General features: G+C 66.4%; 14 protein-coding genes. 7 read left to right on the forward strand and 7 right to left on the reverse strand.

All coding sequences use genetic code 11. The features are described from left to right. Nucleotides 1-18: 18 nt before the first annotated feature. From AC1DYS_RS19075 to AC1DYS_RS19085, 3 genes are all read right to left on the reverse strand, one after another. On the reverse strand, nt 19-891 hold the full coding sequence (locus AC1DYS_RS19075) for a MipA/OmpV family protein (protein WP_477902005.1): 873 nt from the start codon (nt 889-891) through the stop codon (nt 19-21). After that, nucleotides 888-1,916 carry a chorismate transformation FkbO/Hyg5 family protein gene (locus AC1DYS_RS19080; protein WP_477902007.1) on the reverse strand — a complete coding sequence of 343 codons (1,029 nt, stop codon included), beginning with the start codon at nt 1,914-1,916 and terminating at the stop codon, nt 888-890. The genes AC1DYS_RS19075 and AC1DYS_RS19080 overlap by 4 nt, the downstream gene beginning before the upstream one ends. Nucleotides 1,917-2,061: 145 nt before the next feature. Continuing rightward, nucleotides 2,062-3,261: a cation:proton antiporter gene (locus AC1DYS_RS19085; RefSeq protein WP_477902009.1), complete on the reverse strand. Its 1,200-nt coding sequence runs from the start codon at nt 3,259-3,261 to the stop codon at nt 2,062-2,064. 151 nt (nt 3,262-3,412) lie between these two features. Here AC1DYS_RS19085 and AC1DYS_RS19090 point away from each other — a divergent pair, with 151 nt between their 5' ends. Next, on the forward strand, nt 3,413-3,982 hold the full coding sequence (locus AC1DYS_RS19090) for a hypothetical protein (RefSeq protein WP_477902011.1): 570 nt from the start codon (nt 3,413-3,415) through the stop codon (nt 3,980-3,982). A gap of 52 nt (nt 3,983-4,034) precedes the next feature. Here AC1DYS_RS19090 and AC1DYS_RS19095 read toward each other — a convergent pair whose 3' ends face one another. Further along, nucleotides 4,035-4,790 carry a DeoR/GlpR family DNA-binding transcription regulator gene (locus AC1DYS_RS19095; RefSeq protein WP_477902690.1) on the reverse strand — a complete coding sequence of 252 codons (756 nt, stop codon included), beginning with the start codon at nt 4,788-4,790 and terminating at the stop codon, nt 4,035-4,037. Nucleotides 4,791-4,873: 83 nt separating this feature from the next. Here AC1DYS_RS19095 and AC1DYS_RS19100 point away from each other — a divergent pair, with 83 nt between their 5' ends. From AC1DYS_RS19100 to AC1DYS_RS19120, 5 genes are all read left to right on the forward strand, one after another. Continuing rightward, nucleotides 4,874-5,254, forward strand: a complete 381-nt coding sequence (locus tag AC1DYS_RS19100; protein ID WP_477902013.1) for a DUF4406 domain-containing protein — start codon at nt 4,874-4,876, stop codon at nt 5,252-5,254. Continuing rightward, a complete protein-coding gene (gene nudK / locus AC1DYS_RS19105) occupies nt 5,251-5,853 on the forward strand; it encodes a GDP-mannose pyrophosphatase NudK (RefSeq protein WP_477902015.1) in 603 nt (200 codons plus the stop codon). Before AC1DYS_RS19100 ends, nudK begins: the two co-directional genes overlap by 4 nt. A gap of 145 nt (nt 5,854-5,998) precedes the next feature. Further along, nucleotides 5,999-6,181 (forward strand): hypothetical protein, encoded by a 183-nt coding sequence (locus AC1DYS_RS19110; protein ID WP_477902017.1) that lies wholly within the window; start codon nt 5,999-6,001, stop codon nt 6,179-6,181. Between the two features lie 107 nt (nt 6,182-6,288). Next, the gene (locus tag AC1DYS_RS19115; RefSeq protein ID WP_477902019.1) at nt 6,289-8,832 is read left to right on the forward strand and encodes a response regulator; all 2,544 of its coding nucleotides are present in this window, start codon (nt 6,289-6,291) and stop codon (nt 8,830-8,832) included. A 187-nt stretch (nt 8,833-9,019) separates the two neighbouring features. Further along, nucleotides 9,020-13,003 (forward strand): sensor domain-containing protein, encoded by a 3,984-nt coding sequence (locus AC1DYS_RS19120; RefSeq protein ID WP_477902021.1) that lies wholly within the window; start codon nt 9,020-9,022, stop codon nt 13,001-13,003. Between the two features lie 9 nt (nt 13,004-13,012). Here the strand turns inward: AC1DYS_RS19120 and AC1DYS_RS19125 are convergent, their stop codons facing one another. Together AC1DYS_RS19125 and AC1DYS_RS19130 are read right to left on the reverse strand one after the other, a co-directional pair. Beyond that, the gene (locus AC1DYS_RS19125) at nt 13,013-13,606 is read right to left on the reverse strand and encodes a flavin reductase family protein (protein WP_477902023.1); all 594 of its coding nucleotides are present in this window, start codon (nt 13,604-13,606) and stop codon (nt 13,013-13,015) included. A gap of 290 nt (nt 13,607-13,896) precedes the next feature. Next, entirely contained in the window at nt 13,897-14,766 is an 870-nt protein-coding gene (locus tag AC1DYS_RS19130) for an isocitrate lyase/PEP mutase family protein (RefSeq protein ID WP_477902025.1), read from the reverse strand. Between the two features lie 269 nt (nt 14,767-15,035). On the opposite strand from AC1DYS_RS19130, the gene AC1DYS_RS19135 reads away from it, so the two are divergent. After that, nucleotides 15,036-15,344, forward strand: a complete 309-nt coding sequence (locus tag AC1DYS_RS19135) for a hypothetical protein (protein ID WP_477902027.1) — start codon at nt 15,036-15,038, stop codon at nt 15,342-15,344. A 53-nt stretch (nt 15,345-15,397) separates the two neighbouring features. Here AC1DYS_RS19135 and AC1DYS_RS19140 read toward each other — a convergent pair whose 3' ends face one another. Beyond that, on the reverse strand, nt 15,398-18,148 hold the full coding sequence (locus AC1DYS_RS19140) for a bifunctional diguanylate cyclase/phosphodiesterase (RefSeq protein ID WP_477902029.1): 2,751 nt from the start codon (nt 18,146-18,148) through the stop codon (nt 15,398-15,400). Between the last annotated feature and the right edge of the window lie 20 nt (nt 18,149-18,168).

Raw genomic sequence — 18,168 nt, forward strand, 5'->3', positions numbered from 1 at the left:
CGCTGCGGTGTTGCATGGTCAATCCGCGCTCGGAACGGTCTCGGACGAGGTGTGCAGAACCCACGAGATTCCAAAGCCCACGGTCAGTGCTGAATTCTTGCGCACCAGTGGGCTGTCGGCATAGGTGGCGCCGTGCAGGGTTTCATAGCGTGCGAAGCCACCGAACCAGAAGTTGCCGAAGCGGCGCGACGTGGAGGCAATCGTCTGCCAGCCGGCATAACCACCGCTGGCCTCATAGGCCCGGCGTTCCGGCGTGGCATAGGCCGCGTCGACGCCGTAGTACAGCTGGTGGTTCTTGCGGTTGGCGAACAGCGGGCCGGTGAGCATGCCCATGTTCCAGCCACCATCGGACCCGACGACATCGAGGTTCAGGTTGGGCGAAAAGGTGAGGCCGGCGTAGCGCGGCGAGCGCTGCAGCGTCACGGCCGCACGCAGCGGCAAGCGCAGATCGAGCTTCCAGTGCTTGCGTTCCGAGCGGGCCAGCGCGAGGTTGAGGCTCGGGCCGATCTCGATGGTGCCCGGCAGGTCGGGCATGCCCTCGCGCGCCACGTTGTCGTTGCTCTGCGCGGGGACGGTGGCGCCGAGGCTCAGATCGAGCTTGACCGCCTCCGAGTCGAACAGCATCGCGCGTGTGCCGTCGCGGTCCGACTTGAGCCACTTGCCGCGGTAGACGATGTACGGGAAGGGCAGCAGGTAGCTGTGGCTCTGGTCCGAACCGCGGTAGTCGGGCAGGCGCAAGCCCGATATGCCGACGCCCAGCTCCCACAGTGGGCGCTGCACGAGTGGCTTCGCGTCGGTATCGATGTCGGGGCCGGCTTCGACGGGGGCCTGGGCCCACGATGCGGCATTCACCGCCAGCAGCGCTGCGGCAACAACAAGGTGACGGATCAAATGGTGCTCCGTGTGTGAGCGAAGCCGTGGGCTTCGATCTCGACCAGCAATTCGGCGCGGCACACGTCCGCGTTCAGGTAGATCGCTTCGCGCGCTGCGCTGCTGTCGGCGCCCACGCTGCGCTCGAACACCTCGCGCACGACGGGCAGGTCTTCCGCACGGCGCACATACACGGTGTAGATCATCTCGCCGGCCGGGAACGCGAGCCCCGAGCGCGTTTCGGCAGCGCCGCGCACAGCCGCAATGTTGGCCAGGCTCTCTTCGGTCTGGCGGCGAATGTCGCCCAGGTGGATGCTCTCGTGGCCCACGATGCTCGCGGTGCCCGAGATGAACAGCACGCTGCGGTCACCGCCGACATCGGCCACGGCCGCGCGCGAGAAGGTCGGCGCACGGGGGCCGTAGGTGTCGGGGTAGCGGTAGGCGCTGACCTGGCGTGGGTTTTCGATCGCGATCGGCGACTGGCGCCCGGCTAGAACGCTGACCGTCAGCGGCCCGCCGTGCATGCCCAATGCGCACGCGGCCGGCGAGCCGTCGAACGCGCTGTGCTGCGCCTCGATGAAGGCCTGCTGGCGCCCGGCATTGAACTGGCGGTAGCGCTCGGTGCCGCCGGTCTCGGCGTTGATGTCGGCAAAGTAGTTCCACACGCGCAGCAGGTGCGAGCACTCGTTCTCGGCAAGCACGGCGAACAGGTCGGCATACACGCGTTGTGCGCTGGCCTGCATGCCGAGCCGGCTTTCGTCGATGACGGCACAGCCGTGCAGCCAGTGCCCATCGGTGACGTAGCGCACGCAGCCGTGCTGGCGTTCGCGCAGTTCGCCACTGCTGGACCACGCATCGAAGAAGGCACCTTCGGGCGCCATCAGCGGCGTCTGGAGCGCATCGGGGGCCGCGCCCACCCCGCGGCCACCGAGCACCTGCGAAGGCAAGGTCTTGTCGGCCAGCCGAAGCCGGCGGAACGTCAAGGGGGCAATGGCGGTGAGCGTGTCGGTCGGCGAAGCGAGATCAGTGGAGGCAGATGATTTCATGCAACTGATGGGGGTACTTCGTGCAACCGGCGAGAGGGTAGGGCGGGCATGTGTCGCAGGCATGAAGCGCCTCGCGAAGCTGCCGCGGATTGTATTGCACCCCCTCTGGCTGAAGCCCCTCGGCCGGGGCCCGCAAATGCCCGATTCACGTCGACCGGAACACGATTTCTTTCATCTTGGCGAGCCGGGGCGCGACCATGGGTGTGGTGAGCATGGTGCTGCCCACCGCCATCAGCAGCAGGGCGGTAAATGTCTCGTCGGTGATCATGGCCTTGTCGAGCAGCACGTTGGCAAAGATGATCATCACCAGGCCCTTGGTCTGCAGGAACCAGCCGATCAGTGAGCTCTCGCCCGGTTTCCACTTCAACACCCTGCCAGCGATGTGCACACCGATCAGTTTGCCGGCCACGGCGGCCAGCAGCAGCGCGCCCGCCGCGATGAACACCGAGGCCCCACCGACCTGCCAGTTGGTGCGCAGCCCGGTGCTCAGGAAGTAGACCGGTGCCACGACCAGCAGCACGTTGTGCCGCAGTGAATCGAGCTGCTTCTGGTCGAACCAGTGCGCATCGATGATGGCGCCTGCCAAGAAGGCGCCGACGATGAAGTGCAAGCCCGACCAGTCGGCCCCCAGCCCGCAGGCGGCCAACCAGATCAGGCTCGCGTACCAGCGGTCGCGTTCGGGAATGCGCTGCATCAGCTTGCGGAACGCCCAGCCCAGCACGGCGAACGCGGCGAGGAAGGCGACCTGCTTGCCCACACGCGACCAGTCCATCAGGATCGCGGCCAGCACGGCCCAGATCGCGATGTCGTCCACGCTCGAATAACGCAGGATGCGCTGGCCGATGGGCTGGCGCAGCACGTCGAGCTTTTCCATCAGCAGGATCAACACCGGCAATGCCGTCACCGCGCAGGCCATGCCCACGCCGACCACGAACTGCCAGCTTTCCGCCTTGGCGCCGATCCATCCTGGCGAGGCCACCATGACGGCCGCCACCGCGCTGCCCAGCAGCAGCGGCACACCAAGCGCGAGCCCTGCGGTGATGCCGCTTTCTCGCCGGTGCTCCCAGGCCTGGCGCAGATCGAGCTCCACCCCGGCGATCCACACGAACAGCATCACGGCCCACCAGGCAATGCCGTTCAGCGCCTGGATCACCGGCGCGTTGAAAACGAAGCGGTGGAACTCGGGAAGCACCGCACCAAGAATGCCCGGCCCAAGCAGGATGCCGGCGACGTTCTGCACCACCACCAGCGGCGCGAAGTAATCGGTGCGACCCAGGCGCCAGATCAGGTACGGCACGCTGAAGATGATCAGCATCGCGATCAGGAAAATCTCGGTGGTGCTCATGGGGCGCGTGGTCGGATCGTTCGTGAAATGTGGCGGCTCGCGGGCGGGCGGCAGTGTGCCACGCCTTGCGGATTCGGCCTGCGTGCGACAAGCTCTCGGCCGCTACGCACATGGCGCTCTGCGCCAACTCAAAACTCTCAAGGAGCTTCACATGAATCGCGTCGTCGAAACCCATCGACATCTCGGCCTGCACGCCCTCTCGGCCTTGTTCATCGCAGCCCTCGCAGCCGGATGTGCCCAGACGGGCGGCAGTGCCAGCAGCACGTCGGCACCCGTTGCTGCAGCGGCGCCTGCTCCAGCCACCGCAGCGGCCAAGACCACGCCTGCCAGCGGCAAGGTCGGCCCCGGCATGAACGCGCAAGGCCAGGTCGTCGACTCCAAGCTGGTCGAGTCAGGCTACGGGCAGAAGGTGAAGGTCGGCGAATGGGACGGCGAGATCACCGGCAAGCCCGCCGCCAACAGCAAGTTCACCAAGCTACAGATCGGCATGAGCATGAAGCAGTCGACCGAGATCCTCGGTGCGCCCAGCGACCAGGGCAGCTACATGAACGGCAAGGCCTGGATCCCGTTTTACTTCGGTGCCGACCGGCACCGCCACGAGCTGGTCTACAAAGGGCAAGGCCGGCTGATCTTCGCGGGTGGTGGCGGGTGGTTTCCGGCCGGTGGTGAAGGCAACCTGATCTGGATCATCCACAACGCCAACGAAGGCAGCACACGCTGATCGGCCTGGGCCGTCGCATCGGCGGCGGCCTAGCCTCAGAGCTCAAGCGCGCTTAAGCACGCAGCACCGAGAGCCCAAGCTTCTCGAAAGCGCTCGTCGTGCGCTTGGGCACGCTGCGTTCGACGATCAGCCCCGTGGCCTCGGTACAAGGGGCGATCACGCAGTTCGACGCCGCGTTCAGCTTCTCGCTCGACGCGAGCACCCAGATCTCGGCCGACTGCGTCATCAGCGCGCGTTTGATGTGCGCCTCTTCCAGATCGCCGGTGGTGAGCCCCGTCTGCGGGTGCACGCCCGTCACGCCCATGAAATAGGTGTCGGCGTGGATGCGGCGAATGCTCTCCAGTGCCGCCGCGCCCACCGCCACCACCGAGTGCTTGAACAGTCGCCCGCCGATCAGCACGACCTCGATGCGCGGGTGCGGCACCAGTGCCAGCGCGATGGTCGGGCTGTGCGTGACGACCGTGGCAGTGAGCGTCGCAGGCAGCTGCAGCGCCAGCTGCTCGCAGCTCGTGCCGCCGTCGAGAAACACCACCTGGCCAGGCCGCACCAGTGCAGCCGCTGCGCGGGCGATCGCCTGCTTGCCTGCGGGCTCGACCTGCGTGCGCGCCGCAAAGTCGCCCAGCGCAGCCGAGGCGGGCAGGGCGCCGCCGTGCACGCGCTGCAGATGACCTTCGGCTGCGAGCGCACGCAGGTCGCGGCGAATGGTGTCTTCCGACAGGCCGAGTTCGGTGCTGAGCGTGGCGGCGACGATCTGCCCGTCCTGCTTCAGGCGGCTCAGGATGAGTTGCTTGCGCTGCTTGGTGAGCATGCCGGCAGTGTGCACGAAAATTCTTGACATTGCACGAGATTGCACGAAATATCGCGCTTCGATCAGTTCAAAGAAAGCAACCCATGAAGCCCTTGATGATCCTGGTGGCCGGGCCTTATCGCTCCGGCACGGGCGACGACCCGGCGCGCATTGCGGCCAACCTGCACGCGATGCAGGCCGCGGCCCTGCAGCTCTTTCGCGCTGGCCACGTGCCGCTCACCGGTGAGGCGCTGGCCTTGCCGCTGATCGAACTGGCCGGCTCGCGAGAGATCGGCGACGCGGTGTTCAACGAGGTGTTCCATCCGCTGGCGCGCCGCCTGGTCGCACGCTGCGATGCTTGTTTGCGCATCGGCGGTGCCTCGCAGGGGGCGGACGAGATGGTGGCCTTGGCGCAAGCCCATGGTGCGGCCATCTACCACCGGCTCGAAGACGTGCCGGCCGCGTTCGACGAGGTGGCGGCATGAGTGCGCCGGCCCTGCGCGAAGGCGGACGCGTGCGCATCGTCGACGAGCAGCTGCTGTCCGACAACTGGTACGTGCTGAAGAAAACCACCTTCGACTACCAGCGCAACGATGGCAGCTGGCAACGCCAGAGCCGCGAGACCTACGACCGCGGCAACGGCGCGACCATCCTGCTCTACAACCGCGAACGCAAGACGGTCGTGCTGACGCGGCAGTTCCGCTTCCCGGCCTTCGTGAACGGCACGCCCGACGGCATGCTGATCGAAACCTGCGCCGGCCTGCTGGACCAGGACGACCCAGCCACCTGCATCCGGCGCGAGACCGAAGAAGAAACCGGCTACCGCATCGCCGACGTGCGCAAGGTCTTCGAGGCCTACATGAGCCCGGGCTCGGTCACCGAGCGCCTGTTCTTCTTCGTCGGTGCCTATGAGCCGCGCGACAAGGTGTCGGCCGGTGGCGGCGAGCACCACGAGGGCGAAGACATCGAGGTGCTCGAACCCACGCTCGACGAGGCGCTCGCCATGGTCGAACGCGGTGACATCCGCGACGGCAAGACCATCATGCTGCTGCAATACGCCAAGCTCAACGGGTTGGTCGATTGAAGCGGTTGGTCGATTGAGTGCGGGCTGTCGGCGGAGATTGCGCTTCGTCGCGCCGTTCCGGCGGTTCGTCGCAATGCGGTAGGCAGCGCGGGAGGCGCTGCCTAAAGTTCACTCCAACGCAACGAACAAACCGCTGGAGCCCAACATGATCGACCGCATCTTCGCCCCCTTCCTGACCTTCGCACTGCTGATCGGTTGCACCGCCGCCGTCGCCTCGAGCCTCTTCACGGAACAGGCCGCTCCGGCACCGCAAGTGGCACAAAGCGCAGCCAAAACCGTGATCGTGCTGGAGACCGTGGTCATCACCGCGAAGCGCAAGCCAACCTGAACCGGCCTCTCTGCCCTTCCGAAACGCCAGCAACTTGCTGGCGTTTTTCATGGACCTGTAAAGACTCGCAGTAGATCGGCCGCAAAGAATCTGTTCTGATCCGACCCATGACAAGCATGGTGAGTGATCGAGACGCTCGCCCGACTCCTCCTGCTGCAACGTTTCTGTCGACCTGGCCTGCGGGGCCGGTCGAGCGGCGCTTCGCGTTGGCAGTGGTGCTCGGCTCCTTTGTAATTTTTGCCGCCACCGTTTTCTTCGCCAAGCTGCCGCTGACGCCGGTCTGGGCCTTCATGCCGATCTACGAGTCGGCGCTGATCGTCAGCGATCTGGTCACCGCGGTGATGCTGTTCGGGCAATTCCGCATCGGGCGCTCGAAGGCCGTGCTGATGCTGGCCACCGGCTACGTCTTCACGGCCCTGGTGACCGTCGCTCACGGCCTCAGCTTTCCGGGGCTGTTCGCGCCGACCGGGCTGCTCGGTGCCGGCCCGCAGAGCACCGCCTGGCTGTACATGTTCTGGCACGGCGGCTTCCCGGTGTTCGTGGTGGCCTACGCACTCTTTCGCAACAGTCCGCGTGAAGCGATGGCCTCTGGCACGTCGGCCGCCTGGGTGATCGTTGCCGCGGTGGCGGCCGCTGCTGCTGCAGTGATTGCGTTCACCTTGATCGCCACGGTGGGTCACGACAAGCTGCCGGCCGTCATGCAAGGCAACCGCTACACGCCGACGATGATCGTCGTCGTCACGACGGTGTGGGCGGCGAGCCTGGTCGCGCTGACCCTGTTGTTCAGGCGGCGAGCGCACTCCTCCGTGCTCGACCTGTGGCTGATGGTGGTGCTGTGTGCATGGCTGTTCGACATCGCGCTGTCGGCCATGTTCAACGGCGCGCGTTTCGACCTGGGCTTCTACGCCGGCCGCGTCTACGGGCTGCTGGCCGCGAGCTTCGTGCTCGGCGTCCTGCTGATCGAGAACGGCCTGCTGCACGGCCGGCTGATGCAAGCCCATGCGCATGAACACCAGCGCGCGATCGACCTTCAAGGCCTGAGTGACCGGCTCGAATTGCTGAATGTCGAACTCGGCGAGAAGAACCGGGAGCTCAACGATCAGACGCGGCTCAAGTCCGAATTTCTCGCCAACATGTCGCATGAGTTGCGCACGCCGCTCAACGCCGTCATCGGCTTCTCGGACATGCTCAAGGAAGGCATGGCCGACGACGCAGAGAAGCAGCGCCGGTTCGCCAACCACATCTTTCAGAGCGGGCACCACCTGCTTGCGCTGATCAACGACATCCTCGACCTGTCCAAGATCGAGGCCGGCAAGGTCGATATTTCGCTCGACGTGGTCGACCTCGATGCTGCGCTTGCCGACATGCTCGGGCTGCTGTCCGGCCAGGCGCTGGCCAAGCGCGTGCGCTTCGAGCTCGACGCGCATGAGACCCTGGGCACGCTGCGCGTGGACCGGCGGCGACTCAAGCAGATTTTGTTCAACCTCGTGTCCAACGCGATGAAGTTCACGCCGGCCCATGGCCGGGTCGTGCTGCGGGCCGAGAAGGTCAACCGCCTGCGCGCCGCCACCGCCTTGCCGGGCGAAGGCCAGGGCCTGCGCATGCCGCTGCCGCCGAGCGAGCACGAGCGCTTCGTCCAGATCTCGGTGTCCGACACTGGCATTGGCATTTCCGCCAAGGACCTGAGCCAGCTCTTCGCGCCTTTCATGCAGGTGCCGAATGCGCTCACCCGCAACGTCGAAGGCACCGGCCTGGGCTTGGTGATGGTGCATCGCCTGGCCGAGGTCCACGGCGGCACGGTGGCGGTGACGAGCGAGCCGGGCGTCGGCAGTTGCTTCACCGTGTGGTTGCCGTGGCGCGAAGACATCAAGGCGGCTGGCGACACCTCCCGGCCCGTCGCGCCCAAGCGGCCCACCGCGCTGGTGGTCGAAGACAACGACGCCGCAGCAGCGTTGATGCAGGCGCAGCTCGAGGAAAACGGCTTCGTCGTGCGGCGTGCCGCGTCGGCTGAGGCGGCCCTGGCGCTGGTGAGCCAGTACACGCCCGACCTCATCACCCTCGACATCCTGCTGCCCGACATGGACGGCTGGCAGTTTCTCGCGCGCCTGAAGGCCACGCCGGCGTGGGAGGCCGTGCCGGTCGTCGTCGTGTCAATCGCGGCCGACCATGGCCTGGGCTTTTCGCTCGGGGCGGCGCAGGTGCTGCAAAAACCCATCGGGCTGGATGCGCTGAGCAAGGTGCTGCAGCGGCTGGGTCTTGCGAACACCAGCGGCAGCGACGTCACGGTGCTCGTGATCGATGATGACGCCGGTGCCGTCGAACTGCTGGCCACGCAACTCAAGCAGCGCGACTACACCGTGCTGCGGGCGCTTGGCGGGCGCGAAGGCATCGAGCTGGCGCAGCGCTACAAGCCAGACCTGATCACGCTTGATCTTGAGATGCCGGAGGTCAATGGCTTCGACGTCGTCGAGGCGCTGAAAGGCAGCGCGGCCACGGCGCAGATTCCCATCGTCGTCGTGACGGCAAAGGATCTCGCACCCGGCGACCGCGAGCACCTCAACGGCCACATCCACGAGATCGTCGGCAAAGCCGAGTTCGACCATGGACGTTTCATCGGCGAAGTGCAGCGGGCCTTGTCAAAGCTGGGGTAGCTGATCTCGGCTGCGCTGAGGTTCAGCGCTGCGGTCGAAATGGCAGTGCGCTTGGGCTCACTTCGGGCGTTCGTAACGGCCCAAGAGAGCGTACTCTTCAACGTCGCAGTTGCTTCGGTGTTGCCAACCGGTCCCGAGGGGTGTGCGCCGCGTGTTCAAGCGGAGGCATGCCCCCTCAGAAATCTTCATGCAGAACGTCGTGCAGAAGTCCGCTCTTTCAGCTCCGCGGGTTGCCGGTCTCCTGATCGGGCTGCTCGGTGCAACCCTGGCTGTGCGCTGGGTGTTTCAGGTGGACGCCATCGCGCGTCTCATCCCAGGTTCCGAGTTCATTGGCATCGTCTACCCGCTGCTCTTCGTCGCGGCGGGTCTCTGCTTCTTCAACGCCTCGCGGGCATCGCCGCCGCCGCCTTGGTTGGCTCGGCTCTCTGCGGCCTGCATCGCCGCGCTGATCGCGCTGCCGCTGGCCTACCTGTTCGAAAGCGTGACCGGCATCGCCTTGGGGATCGATTTCGTCCGTGCCGGCACCGCTCCCTCTGCATCCAACCCCTACCCCGGGCGACCGTCCCCGAACGCGAGCTTGGCGTTTCTGCTCACCGGCGTGGCCTTCTGGCTGCACGGGCGACGCGCAAGCCGTCGGCGCGACCTCGTCTTTCTGACGGTGGTGCTGGCCATCTCCATCGTCGGGCTGGGCGCGTTGATCGGCTATGTCGTCGGCCTGGAAACGATGTACCAGATGGCGACTTTCAACCGCATGCTGCCGGCAACCGCGTTCGGCCTCTCGGTTGTCGGCGCTGGCCTGTGGACGCTTCACGAGACGTCACAGCCGTTTGACGCCAAGGCGCCGCACAAGACCGAGCAGCGCATCAAGCGGCGCTCCATCGCCGTTATCACCCTCGTCGCGCTGGCGGGCGGCGTTGCCGGCTTCGCGGTGATGAGCGACACGTTCAAGCAGTCGGTTTCGCAAAACATGCTGCTCACCGCGACGACGAACGCCACCTCGCTGGCGCACACCATCGAGGTGAGTCTGTGGTTCCCGAGAACCGTGGCGAGCCGGCCGGCCGCGCGCCAGGCGCTGGACAAGCTGAGCAAAGCACCCGACGACGCGGCGGCCAGGGACTTTCTCCAGAAGGTTGCCGACAGTTTCCTGACGGCCGACCTGACCGGTGTGGAGATCTACGCCGCGAACGGCGAGCTCGTGGCGCAGGCCGGTTTCATGACGCCGGCGACGGCGCAGGTCATCCAGCGCCTGGCCAATGCAAGTCAGCGGACCTTCCTGGCCTGGAAGGACGGCTACATGCTCCTCACCGAAACCGAAGTGCTCGTCGATGGGCGCGGGATCGGGCGGGTGCTCACCGAACAGCGCATGCCGCTTTTCGATCGCCTGCTGGCCGACATCCGGGCCTCCAACGAAACGTCCGACGTTGCCATCTGCGGCCGCGCGAACGACAAGGCCATCTGCGCGCCGAACCGCCTTCGCCCCTCGGGCTTCGAGACGCCCATGTTCGACGCGGCAGGCCGCCCCGGCATCCCCATCACGAAGGCCTTGCTCGGCGAGCGCGGCGTGCAGTTCTTCAAGGACGGGCGCGGCGTCAACGTCGTCTCGGCCTTCACCCCCATCAAGGACTTCGGTCTCGGCCTGGCGGTTAAGACGGATGTCGACACGCTCTACGCACCCCTGCGCTCGCGCCTGAACCTCCTGGCCATGGCGCTCGTCGGCATCGTCGCGTTGGCCATTTATGCCCAGCACAGCCAGGTGAGGCCGGTGCTCAAGCAATTGGTTGAAAGCGAACAGCTGGTGAAAGCCATCCTCGAGGATCAGGCTGAACTTGTCTCACTCGCTAAGCCCACCGGCGAACTGACCTACGTCAACCCGGCCTATGCGTTGCACTTCGGACTGACGCCTGCCGACATGGTGGGTACCAACCTGTTCGATCACATCGAGGCCGCGAATCGCCCGCTTGTTCACCGGACCTTTACGGAAGTCCTGTCCGGCACGACGGCCATGAGCGAAAACCGCATGGTGTCTGCCAGCGGCGCCGAGCGCTGGGTCTCCTGGGCCAACAGCCTGCAGCGCGACGCCGCCGGGCAGCCGATGATCCATTCGGTCGGCCGCGACGTGACCGAGCGAAAGCAGGCCGAGGTCGCGCTGCACACCAGCCAGGCATTGCTTGTTCGCATGGGTCGCGTGGCCGGCGTGGGCGGATGGGAATTCGACCTTCCCACGCGCGCAGTCACATGGACTGAAGAGACGCGTCGCATCTACGAGGTCGCGCCGGATTTCGTGCCGACCATGGAAACCTCAATCACGTTCTATGCCCCCGAGAGTCGGGCAATCATCGATGCGGCCGTTCAGAAAGGCATCGAGACGGGCGAGCCCTGGACCCTGGAGCTGCCTCTGGTGACGGCCAAGGGTCGTCACATCTGGGTGCGCGCCCAGGGCCAGGCCGAGATGCAGGACGGCAAGCCCGTGCGCCTGGTCGGTGCGATCCAGGACATCACCGAACGCATGCTGGCCGAGCGGGCGCTTCGCACGCTGAGCGCCATCTTCGAAGCAACGACCGACTATGTCGTGCAGCTTGACCCGAAGGGCCGGCTCACCTACATGAACCCGGCCGCACGCCGCCGCACCGGGGTGGCGCTCGACGCCTCGATCGAGCACCTCACGCTGGCTGATTTCAACCCGCCGCAAACCCTTGAGCGCTTCATTTCGGAGGTGTGGCCCACCGCGGTGGCCAACGGCGTGTGGGTGGGCGAGTCGCTGGTGTGGGACGCGGACCGGCGCGAGTTCCCGGTCAGCCACATCGTCATCTGCCATCGCGACAAAGAGGGCAAGGTCGAATACTTCTCGGGACTCATGCGCGACATCTCGGCCGCCAAGGCTGCAGAACAAGCGGTGCGCGAGAGCGAGCATCGCCTGCGCATGGTGACCGACAGCCTGCCGGCGCTGATTTCTTACCTCGACCGCGACATGCGCTTCCGCTTCGTCAACCGCACGTATCGGCAGTGGTTCGGTGATCAGGCCGCACCGCAGATCGGGATGAGCATGCAGGAGTTCTACGGCGCGCAGGCCTGGGAGGAGATCGAGCCCAAGCTGCGGGCGGCCCTGGATGGAGGGCAGGAGGTCGCCTACGACCGCGAGATGGTGCGCCCCGAGGGCCTTCGCCACGTGCAGGTCACGGCCGTTCCCGATCGCGACGAAGAAGGCAAGGTCGTTGGCCTGTACACACTCGTTGCCGACGTCACCTCGTCCCGCCAAGCGCAACGAGCACTCGAGGAGAGCGAGGCCCGGCTGACCACGGTGGCCGATGCGTTGCCGATGCGCGTGGCCTACATCGACGCCGAGGAGCGTTACCGCTTCAACAACCTGGCATATGAGCGCGGCTTCGGCCGGCCGCGTCATGAAATCTACGGCCAGACCGTGCGTGCGTTGCTGGGCGAGGCCGCCTATAAGTCCGTCGAGCCGCACATTCGCAGCGCGTTGCGCGGAGAGTCCGTCCGGTTCGAGAGCGAAATGGTCAGCGGCGGCAGCTATGTCTGCTACGAGGCGCATTACATCCCGCAGCTGGCTGTCGATGGCCGCACGGTCCTCGGCTTCCACGCCGTGGTCAGCGACATCACGCGCCAGAAGCTCGAAGAGCGGCGGCTGATCGAACTCGCGCGCTTGGACCCGCTCACAGGCATCATCAATCGCGCCGGGTTCGAGCTGCATGTCGCGGGTGCGATGGAGCGCAGCCGCAGCACGGGTGCGCTGATGGCGCTGATGTACCTCGATATCGACCGGTTCAAGCAGATCAACGACCGGTTCGGACACAACGTCGGAGACGTGCTGCTGCGCGCTTTCGCGAGCCGCTTGTCGCAAACGCTGCGTTCCAGCGATACCGTGGCCCGTCTCGGCGGCGACGAGTTCACGGCGGTCATGGAAGGCCTGCCCAGCCCCGAGGTGGCGTCCTCCGTGGCTGCCAAGATCATCCAGGCCATGAGAGCGCCGTTCATGATCGACCAGCAGACGATCGAGGTCACCACGAGCATCGGTCTGGCGTTCTATCAGGGAGACGCCACCACCGTCGAGGCGCTCGTCAAGCAGGCGGATGTGATGCTCTACCAGGCCAAGAACGCGGGTCGCAACAACGTGCAGGTGGCGCTTCGATTGATCGAAGGCGGCCGGGTCTAGCGGCTTTCTTCAGCGCGTCGGCAGCAGCGTTGCCTGCACGCTCTGGCCCGGCCAAGCGAAGTGGCCGCCGCCCAGGTGGTGCAACGTGTGCAGCTCGGCGTTGTCGGCACGGAAGGACCAGTGGCCGCCGTCGAACACGCGCGAATCGGCCTGGGCCGACACCACTTCTCCGAAGCAGGTGTCATAGGCCTCTTCGGTGTGCGGCTCGTTGATGAGTCTGCATTCGAGCCAGGCGATGCAACCCTCGACGAACGGCAGGCCGAGCAGCGGGCTGTCGAAAGATTCGATGCCGTAGCGCTCGAACTTGTCGGGCCCGCCCGCTTGCGCGAGATCGCGGCCCGAGCTGCTGCCGACGGTGTAGGTCATGTCGAGTACGGCGCGGCAGGGCACGCTGATCGTGAAGCCGCCGCTGGCCATCAGCAGCTCGCGGGTGTAGGTGCTCTTGTCGACCACCACCGCCACGCGCGGTGGCACGAACTCGACCGGCATCGACCAGGCCGCCGCCATGACGTTGCGGCGCCCGGCGTGTTCACTGCCCACCAGCACCGTGGGTCCGTGGTTGATCAATCGGCAGGCATGGGCGAGGGCGACGTCTTTTTTCATGCTGGCAGTCTAGGGTCTGTTCACACTAAATGAGCATCCGCGCCGGGCCATTGCGAGGTGCAGGGCAAGGCGTGGGCGAGGCCGTGTGCCTCTGGCACACAACGAGCCCACAACGCCGCCGTGCGCCTCGCAATGGCCCGGCCCTCCGGGTGATCTCAGGAAACGGGCGCCCTCATCGTTGCAAATGCTCGCTGTAGCAAGTGCTACAGCTGCGCTTTGCGCCTCGATGGCGCCCGTTTCCTGAGTCACGCGGGTGCTCATTTAGTGTGAACAGGCCCTAGGGTCTTGCGTCACGGGTTCTGGCTGAGCCATGTGCGTTCGTACAGCGCGTTCAGCTCTCCCTGGGGAATCTGCTCTGCCGCATACGACACCGTGCCGCTTTCGCGCAGTTCGCGTGCACTGCGTCGTACGAAGCCGAGCACCGAGCGCGCGATGGAGCCGCCGACGCTGATGCGCTGGACGCCCGCGTCGATCAGGGCGCGCGCATTGGACGAGGCCTCGTTCAAGCCGAGCACGAGGTTGAGCGGGCCGGCGATCTCGCGCACCAGGGTGCTGGCGCGGGCCACGTCGGTCACGCCGGGCGCGAAGATGCAGTCGGCCCCGGCTTCAAGGAACAGGTTTCCGCGCCGGATGGCGAGCGGCACGCCGTCGGCGCCGCCCTGCTGGAATACATCGGTCCGTGCAGTCAGCACGAAGGGCCGGCCCGAGGACGCGATGGCCGCGCGTGCCGCGGCGATGCGGGCGACGGCCGCGGCTTCGTCGTAGAGGCCGCCGGTGGCGCGGTCCACGTCTTCGATGTTGCAGCCGGCCGCACCGGCCGCGATGGCCAGGCGCACGGTGTCGGCCACCTGCTCGGGTGTGTCGCCATAGCCCGATTCGAGGTCGGCATTCACGGGCAGCGGCACGGCGGCCGCAATGCGGCGGATCGCGTCGAGCATCTCGTCGCGGGTGACGGCTACCCGCGCATCGCCGACGTGGTAATCCGGCTTGCCGAGCGAGAACGCGATGCCCGCGCTGGTGGTGCCGATGGCCGCGAACCCTTCGTGGGCGAGGATGACGGCACTGCCCGCGTCCCAGGCGTTGGGCATCACGAAGCCGCGCTCGGCCTGGTGCAGCTGGAGGAAGGTGCTGCCTTTGGCAGCGGTGGCTGAGTTTTTCATGACGTGCCTCCACAGGTGAACGATGCGCCATCGTGCAGGCCGAGACATGGCGCGTCAAACGCATAACCGCATCGACCGGGTTGTGATGGACGGGCTGGCCGCTGAGAAGCGCCTGGTCGAGGCCCGCGTCGTCTGCGTTGTGAACAAACGCAATGGCTGAGGCCACGTTTCTTTACCCGCGCCCTCGTCAGCTAGGGCGGCTGGCACTCCGTTGAAGAGGCACGGGAATGCAACTCGATGCCCGTTCAACCACGAAAGGAACATCCATCATGCTGAACCTCAAGACCCTTGCTCTCGGTGCCTTGCTCGCTGCCGCTTCGGTGGGCGCCATGGCGCGGCCAGCCGCCTACGACGCGCACAGCGTCGACGCCCGCCAAGCCCGGCAGGAAGCCCGCATCGATGCCGCGCTGCGTGATGGCCGGTTGAGCCGCCATGAATTCCGCAGCCTGCAGCGTGAACAGGCCGCCATCCGTCGCTACGAAGCGAAGGCCAAGGCCGATGGAATCGTGACGCGCCAGGAGCATCGCCAGCTGCAGGAGATGCTGGACCACGCCAGCCGTCACATCCGCAACGCCTGATGAACTGCGCGCCGGGTGGTTCCACGCCGCTCGGCGTGCCCGGCCTGCTCCGTTCAGCGCAGCTCGTTCTCGAGGGCGACGTCGGCCACCAGTTCGCCATGGACAGTCGACCACGCGCCGCTCGGTGAGCGGCGCGCTGCGATGGCGAGGTACTCGGCCAGCTGCTCCGCCGGCATCGGCCGCGCAAAGAGGTATCCCTGTGCCTCGTCGCAGCGCAGGGCCAACAGGCTCTCCAGCGCAGGCTGGCCTTCCACGCCTTCGGCGATCGTCTTCAGGCCCAAGCCGTGGGCCATCTGCAGGATGGCGCGCACGATGGCGGCGTTCTCCGCATCGGTGGCCAGGTCGCGAATGAACGACTGGTCGATCTTGAGCTTGTCGAACGCAAAGCGCTTGAGGTACGAGAGGCTCGAGTAGCCGGTGCCGAAGTCGTCGATCGACAGCCTCACGCCGAGCAGCTTCAGCCGCTTGACGGTGGTCAACACGCTCTCGACGTTCTGGATCAGGATCGACTCGGTCAGCTCGAGTTCGAGGCACGACGGGTCCAGCCCCGAGGCGCTGAGTGCGCTGCGGACCACCGACTCCACGTTGCCGCGCCCGAACTGCACCGCCGACAGGTTCACCGCGATGGAGTCGAGCGGCAGGCCTGCATCGCGCCAGGCCACGGCCTGGCGGCACACCTCATGCAGCACCCAGTCGCCGATGGGCACGATGAGCCCGCTTTCTTCGGCGACGGGAATGAAGCGCCCGGGCGGTACTAGGCCGAGTTCGGGGTGGCGCCAGCGGAGCAGCGCCTCTGCGCCAACCACCCGCCCGGTGGCGAGCTCGATCTGGGGCTGGTAGTGCATGACGAACTCGTCGCGGGCGAGAGCCAGGCGCAGGCCATTGCGCATCTGCAGGTTCTCGGCAGACGCGACGTTCATGGCTTCGTCGAAGAAGCGGTAGGTGTTGCGCCCCGCGGCCTTGGCCTGGTACATCGCGACGTCGGCCTTCTGCAGCAGCGTGCCGAAGTCTTTGCCATCGTCGGGGTAGAGCGCGATGCCGAGCGAGAACGAGACCGGGATCTCGTGGCCGTCGGCCATGCAAGGCGCCTGGAAGCACTGCACCAGCCGTTCGATGGCGGAGCCGACTGCCTCGGTATCGGCCAGCTGCGCGAAGACGGCGAGGAACTCGTCGCCGCCCTGGCGGCTGATGGTGTCGGTCTCGCGTGCGCATTCGCGCAGCCGCTCGGCGACGGCCTTCAGCAGCGAGTCACCGGTCAGGTGGCCGAGTGAATCGTTGATGGTCTTGAAGTTGTCGAGATCGAGGAGCAGCACGGCGACCTTCGCGCCCGTGCGCGCCGCCTGCGCGGTGGCCTGCTCGAAGCGGGACTGAACCACCAACCGGTTGGGCAGCCCCGTCAGCGCATCGTGGTGGGCCAGGAACTCGATGCGTTCTTCGTTCGCGCGGCGCTCGGTCATGTCGCGAATGGCAGCGGCCACCATGCCGCCCTGCTCGGTGTCGATCGGGCTCACGCTGATGCTGATCGGGAACTCGCGGCCGGCTCGGGTGAGCGCCCACAGGTCGCGGTCCTTGCCCGGGTCGGTGGTTGTGCCGTTCGCCTTCGGCAAGGCCAGGTCGAGACCGCGGTAGCGCTCCGGCAGCAGCACATCGAACGGCTGGCCGATCAGCTCGTCCGGTGCGTAACCGAACAGCTGCACGGCCTGACGGTTCACGACGGTGATGATCGCGTTGGCGTCGGAGATCACCAGCGCGTCGGGCGACGACTCGAGCAGGGTGCGGAACTTGCGCTCCTGCACCCGCAGTGCGTCGACGTCGGCCTCGCGGCGACGCCACGAGCGGTACAGCATCACGGCGAACAGCACGGTCATCAGCAGAAACGCGCAGCCGAACACGATGGCCTTGGTGACCTCGGCGCGCCATTCGGCCAGGTAGTCGTCGGTGCCGAGGCCGACCACGATGTACATCGGGCAGTGCGATATGCGGCGGAAGGAGACGGTCCGCTCGACGCCGTCTCCGCCCGCGCCGGTGTAGGTGCCGACGGCTTCGCCTGCCATCACCGGTGCGCGCAGCTTGGGCGACACGGTGGTGTTGCCCACGTCGCCGCCGATGGAGGCGATCACCGGTTGCCGCGCGATGACGCCGAGCTGCGCATCGCGCAAGGCCACCACGCCGCCCGGGCCGGTGTCGATGGTGGAGAACATCTCGATGAAGTGCCGCAGCGTGATGGTCGCGTAGACCACGCCGCCGAAGCTGCCGTCCGGGCGGTCGAGCCGGCGTGCGAGCACGATCTCCCACTCGCCGCTGACGCGGCTGACCACCGGCTTCGAAATGACCAGCCCGGCCCGCGGGTCGCCAGCCAGTTGAAGGAAATAGGGGCGGTTGGCCAGGTTGGTCCGCATGCCTGCGGGCAGGCCGAATCCATGCGTCACCTCGCCGTTGGCATCGGCGATGCGCAGGCCGTGCAGTTCGGGGACACGCTTGCTCTGCTGCTTCATGAACCCACCGAGCGGGGCCAGATCGGCGGACTGCGTGGCCTGGGTACGTGCCACTTCATCGGTCACCATCAGCAGCACCAGATCGACCTTGTCGACGAGGGACGCGATCTCGCGTTCGAGGACGACCGCCAGGTTCTTCGAGGTGGTGGTCGCACGCTCTTCACGCCGGTCGCGGCTTTGCGACAGGCTCAGCGCGGCGATGGCCAGGGCCACCACATTCAGCAGCACGACGCTCCACACCAGGCGGGCGACGATGCGCGCTGCAGCACTCCGCGAACCGGTCGTCGACCGAGCCGGAATCGGATTCACGGAAAAAGGCAGAAGCGCAC

Source organism: Rhizobacter sp. P2_G4 (genome assembly GCF_056403575.1).

Coding starts and splice junctions, on each gene's coding strand:
- AC1DYS_RS19080 (WP_477902007.1), bottom strand. CDS start 1,916: ATGAAATCATCTGCCTCCACTGATCTCGCTTCGCCGACCGACACGCTC.
- AC1DYS_RS19085 (WP_477902009.1), bottom strand. CDS start 3,261: ATGAGCACCACCGAGATTTTCCTGATCGCGATGCTGATCATCTTCAGC.
- AC1DYS_RS19090 (WP_477902011.1), top strand. CDS start 3,413: ATGAATCGCGTCGTCGAAACCCATCGACATCTCGGCCTGCACGCCCTC.
- AC1DYS_RS19095 (WP_477902690.1), bottom strand. CDS start 4,790: ATGCTCACCAAGCAGCGCAAGCAACTCATCCTGAGCCGCCTGAAGCAG.
- AC1DYS_RS19100 (WP_477902013.1), top strand. CDS start 4,874: ATGAAGCCCTTGATGATCCTGGTGGCCGGGCCTTATCGCTCCGGCACG.
- nudK (WP_477902015.1), top strand. CDS start 5,251: ATGAGTGCGCCGGCCCTGCGCGAAGGCGGACGCGTGCGCATCGTCGAC.
- AC1DYS_RS19110 (WP_477902017.1), top strand. CDS start 5,999: ATGATCGACCGCATCTTCGCCCCCTTCCTGACCTTCGCACTGCTGATC.
- AC1DYS_RS19115 (WP_477902019.1), top strand. CDS start 6,289: ATGACAAGCATGGTGAGTGATCGAGACGCTCGCCCGACTCCTCCTGCT.
- AC1DYS_RS19120 (WP_477902021.1), top strand. CDS start 9,020: ATGCAGAACGTCGTGCAGAAGTCCGCTCTTTCAGCTCCGCGGGTTGCC.
- AC1DYS_RS19125 (WP_477902023.1), bottom strand. CDS start 13,606: ATGAAAAAAGACGTCGCCCTCGCCCATGCCTGCCGATTGATCAACCAC.
- AC1DYS_RS19130 (WP_477902025.1), bottom strand. CDS start 14,766: ATGAAAAACTCAGCCACCGCTGCCAAAGGCAGCACCTTCCTCCAGCTG.
- AC1DYS_RS19135 (WP_477902027.1), top strand. CDS start 15,036: ATGCTGAACCTCAAGACCCTTGCTCTCGGTGCCTTGCTCGCTGCCGCT.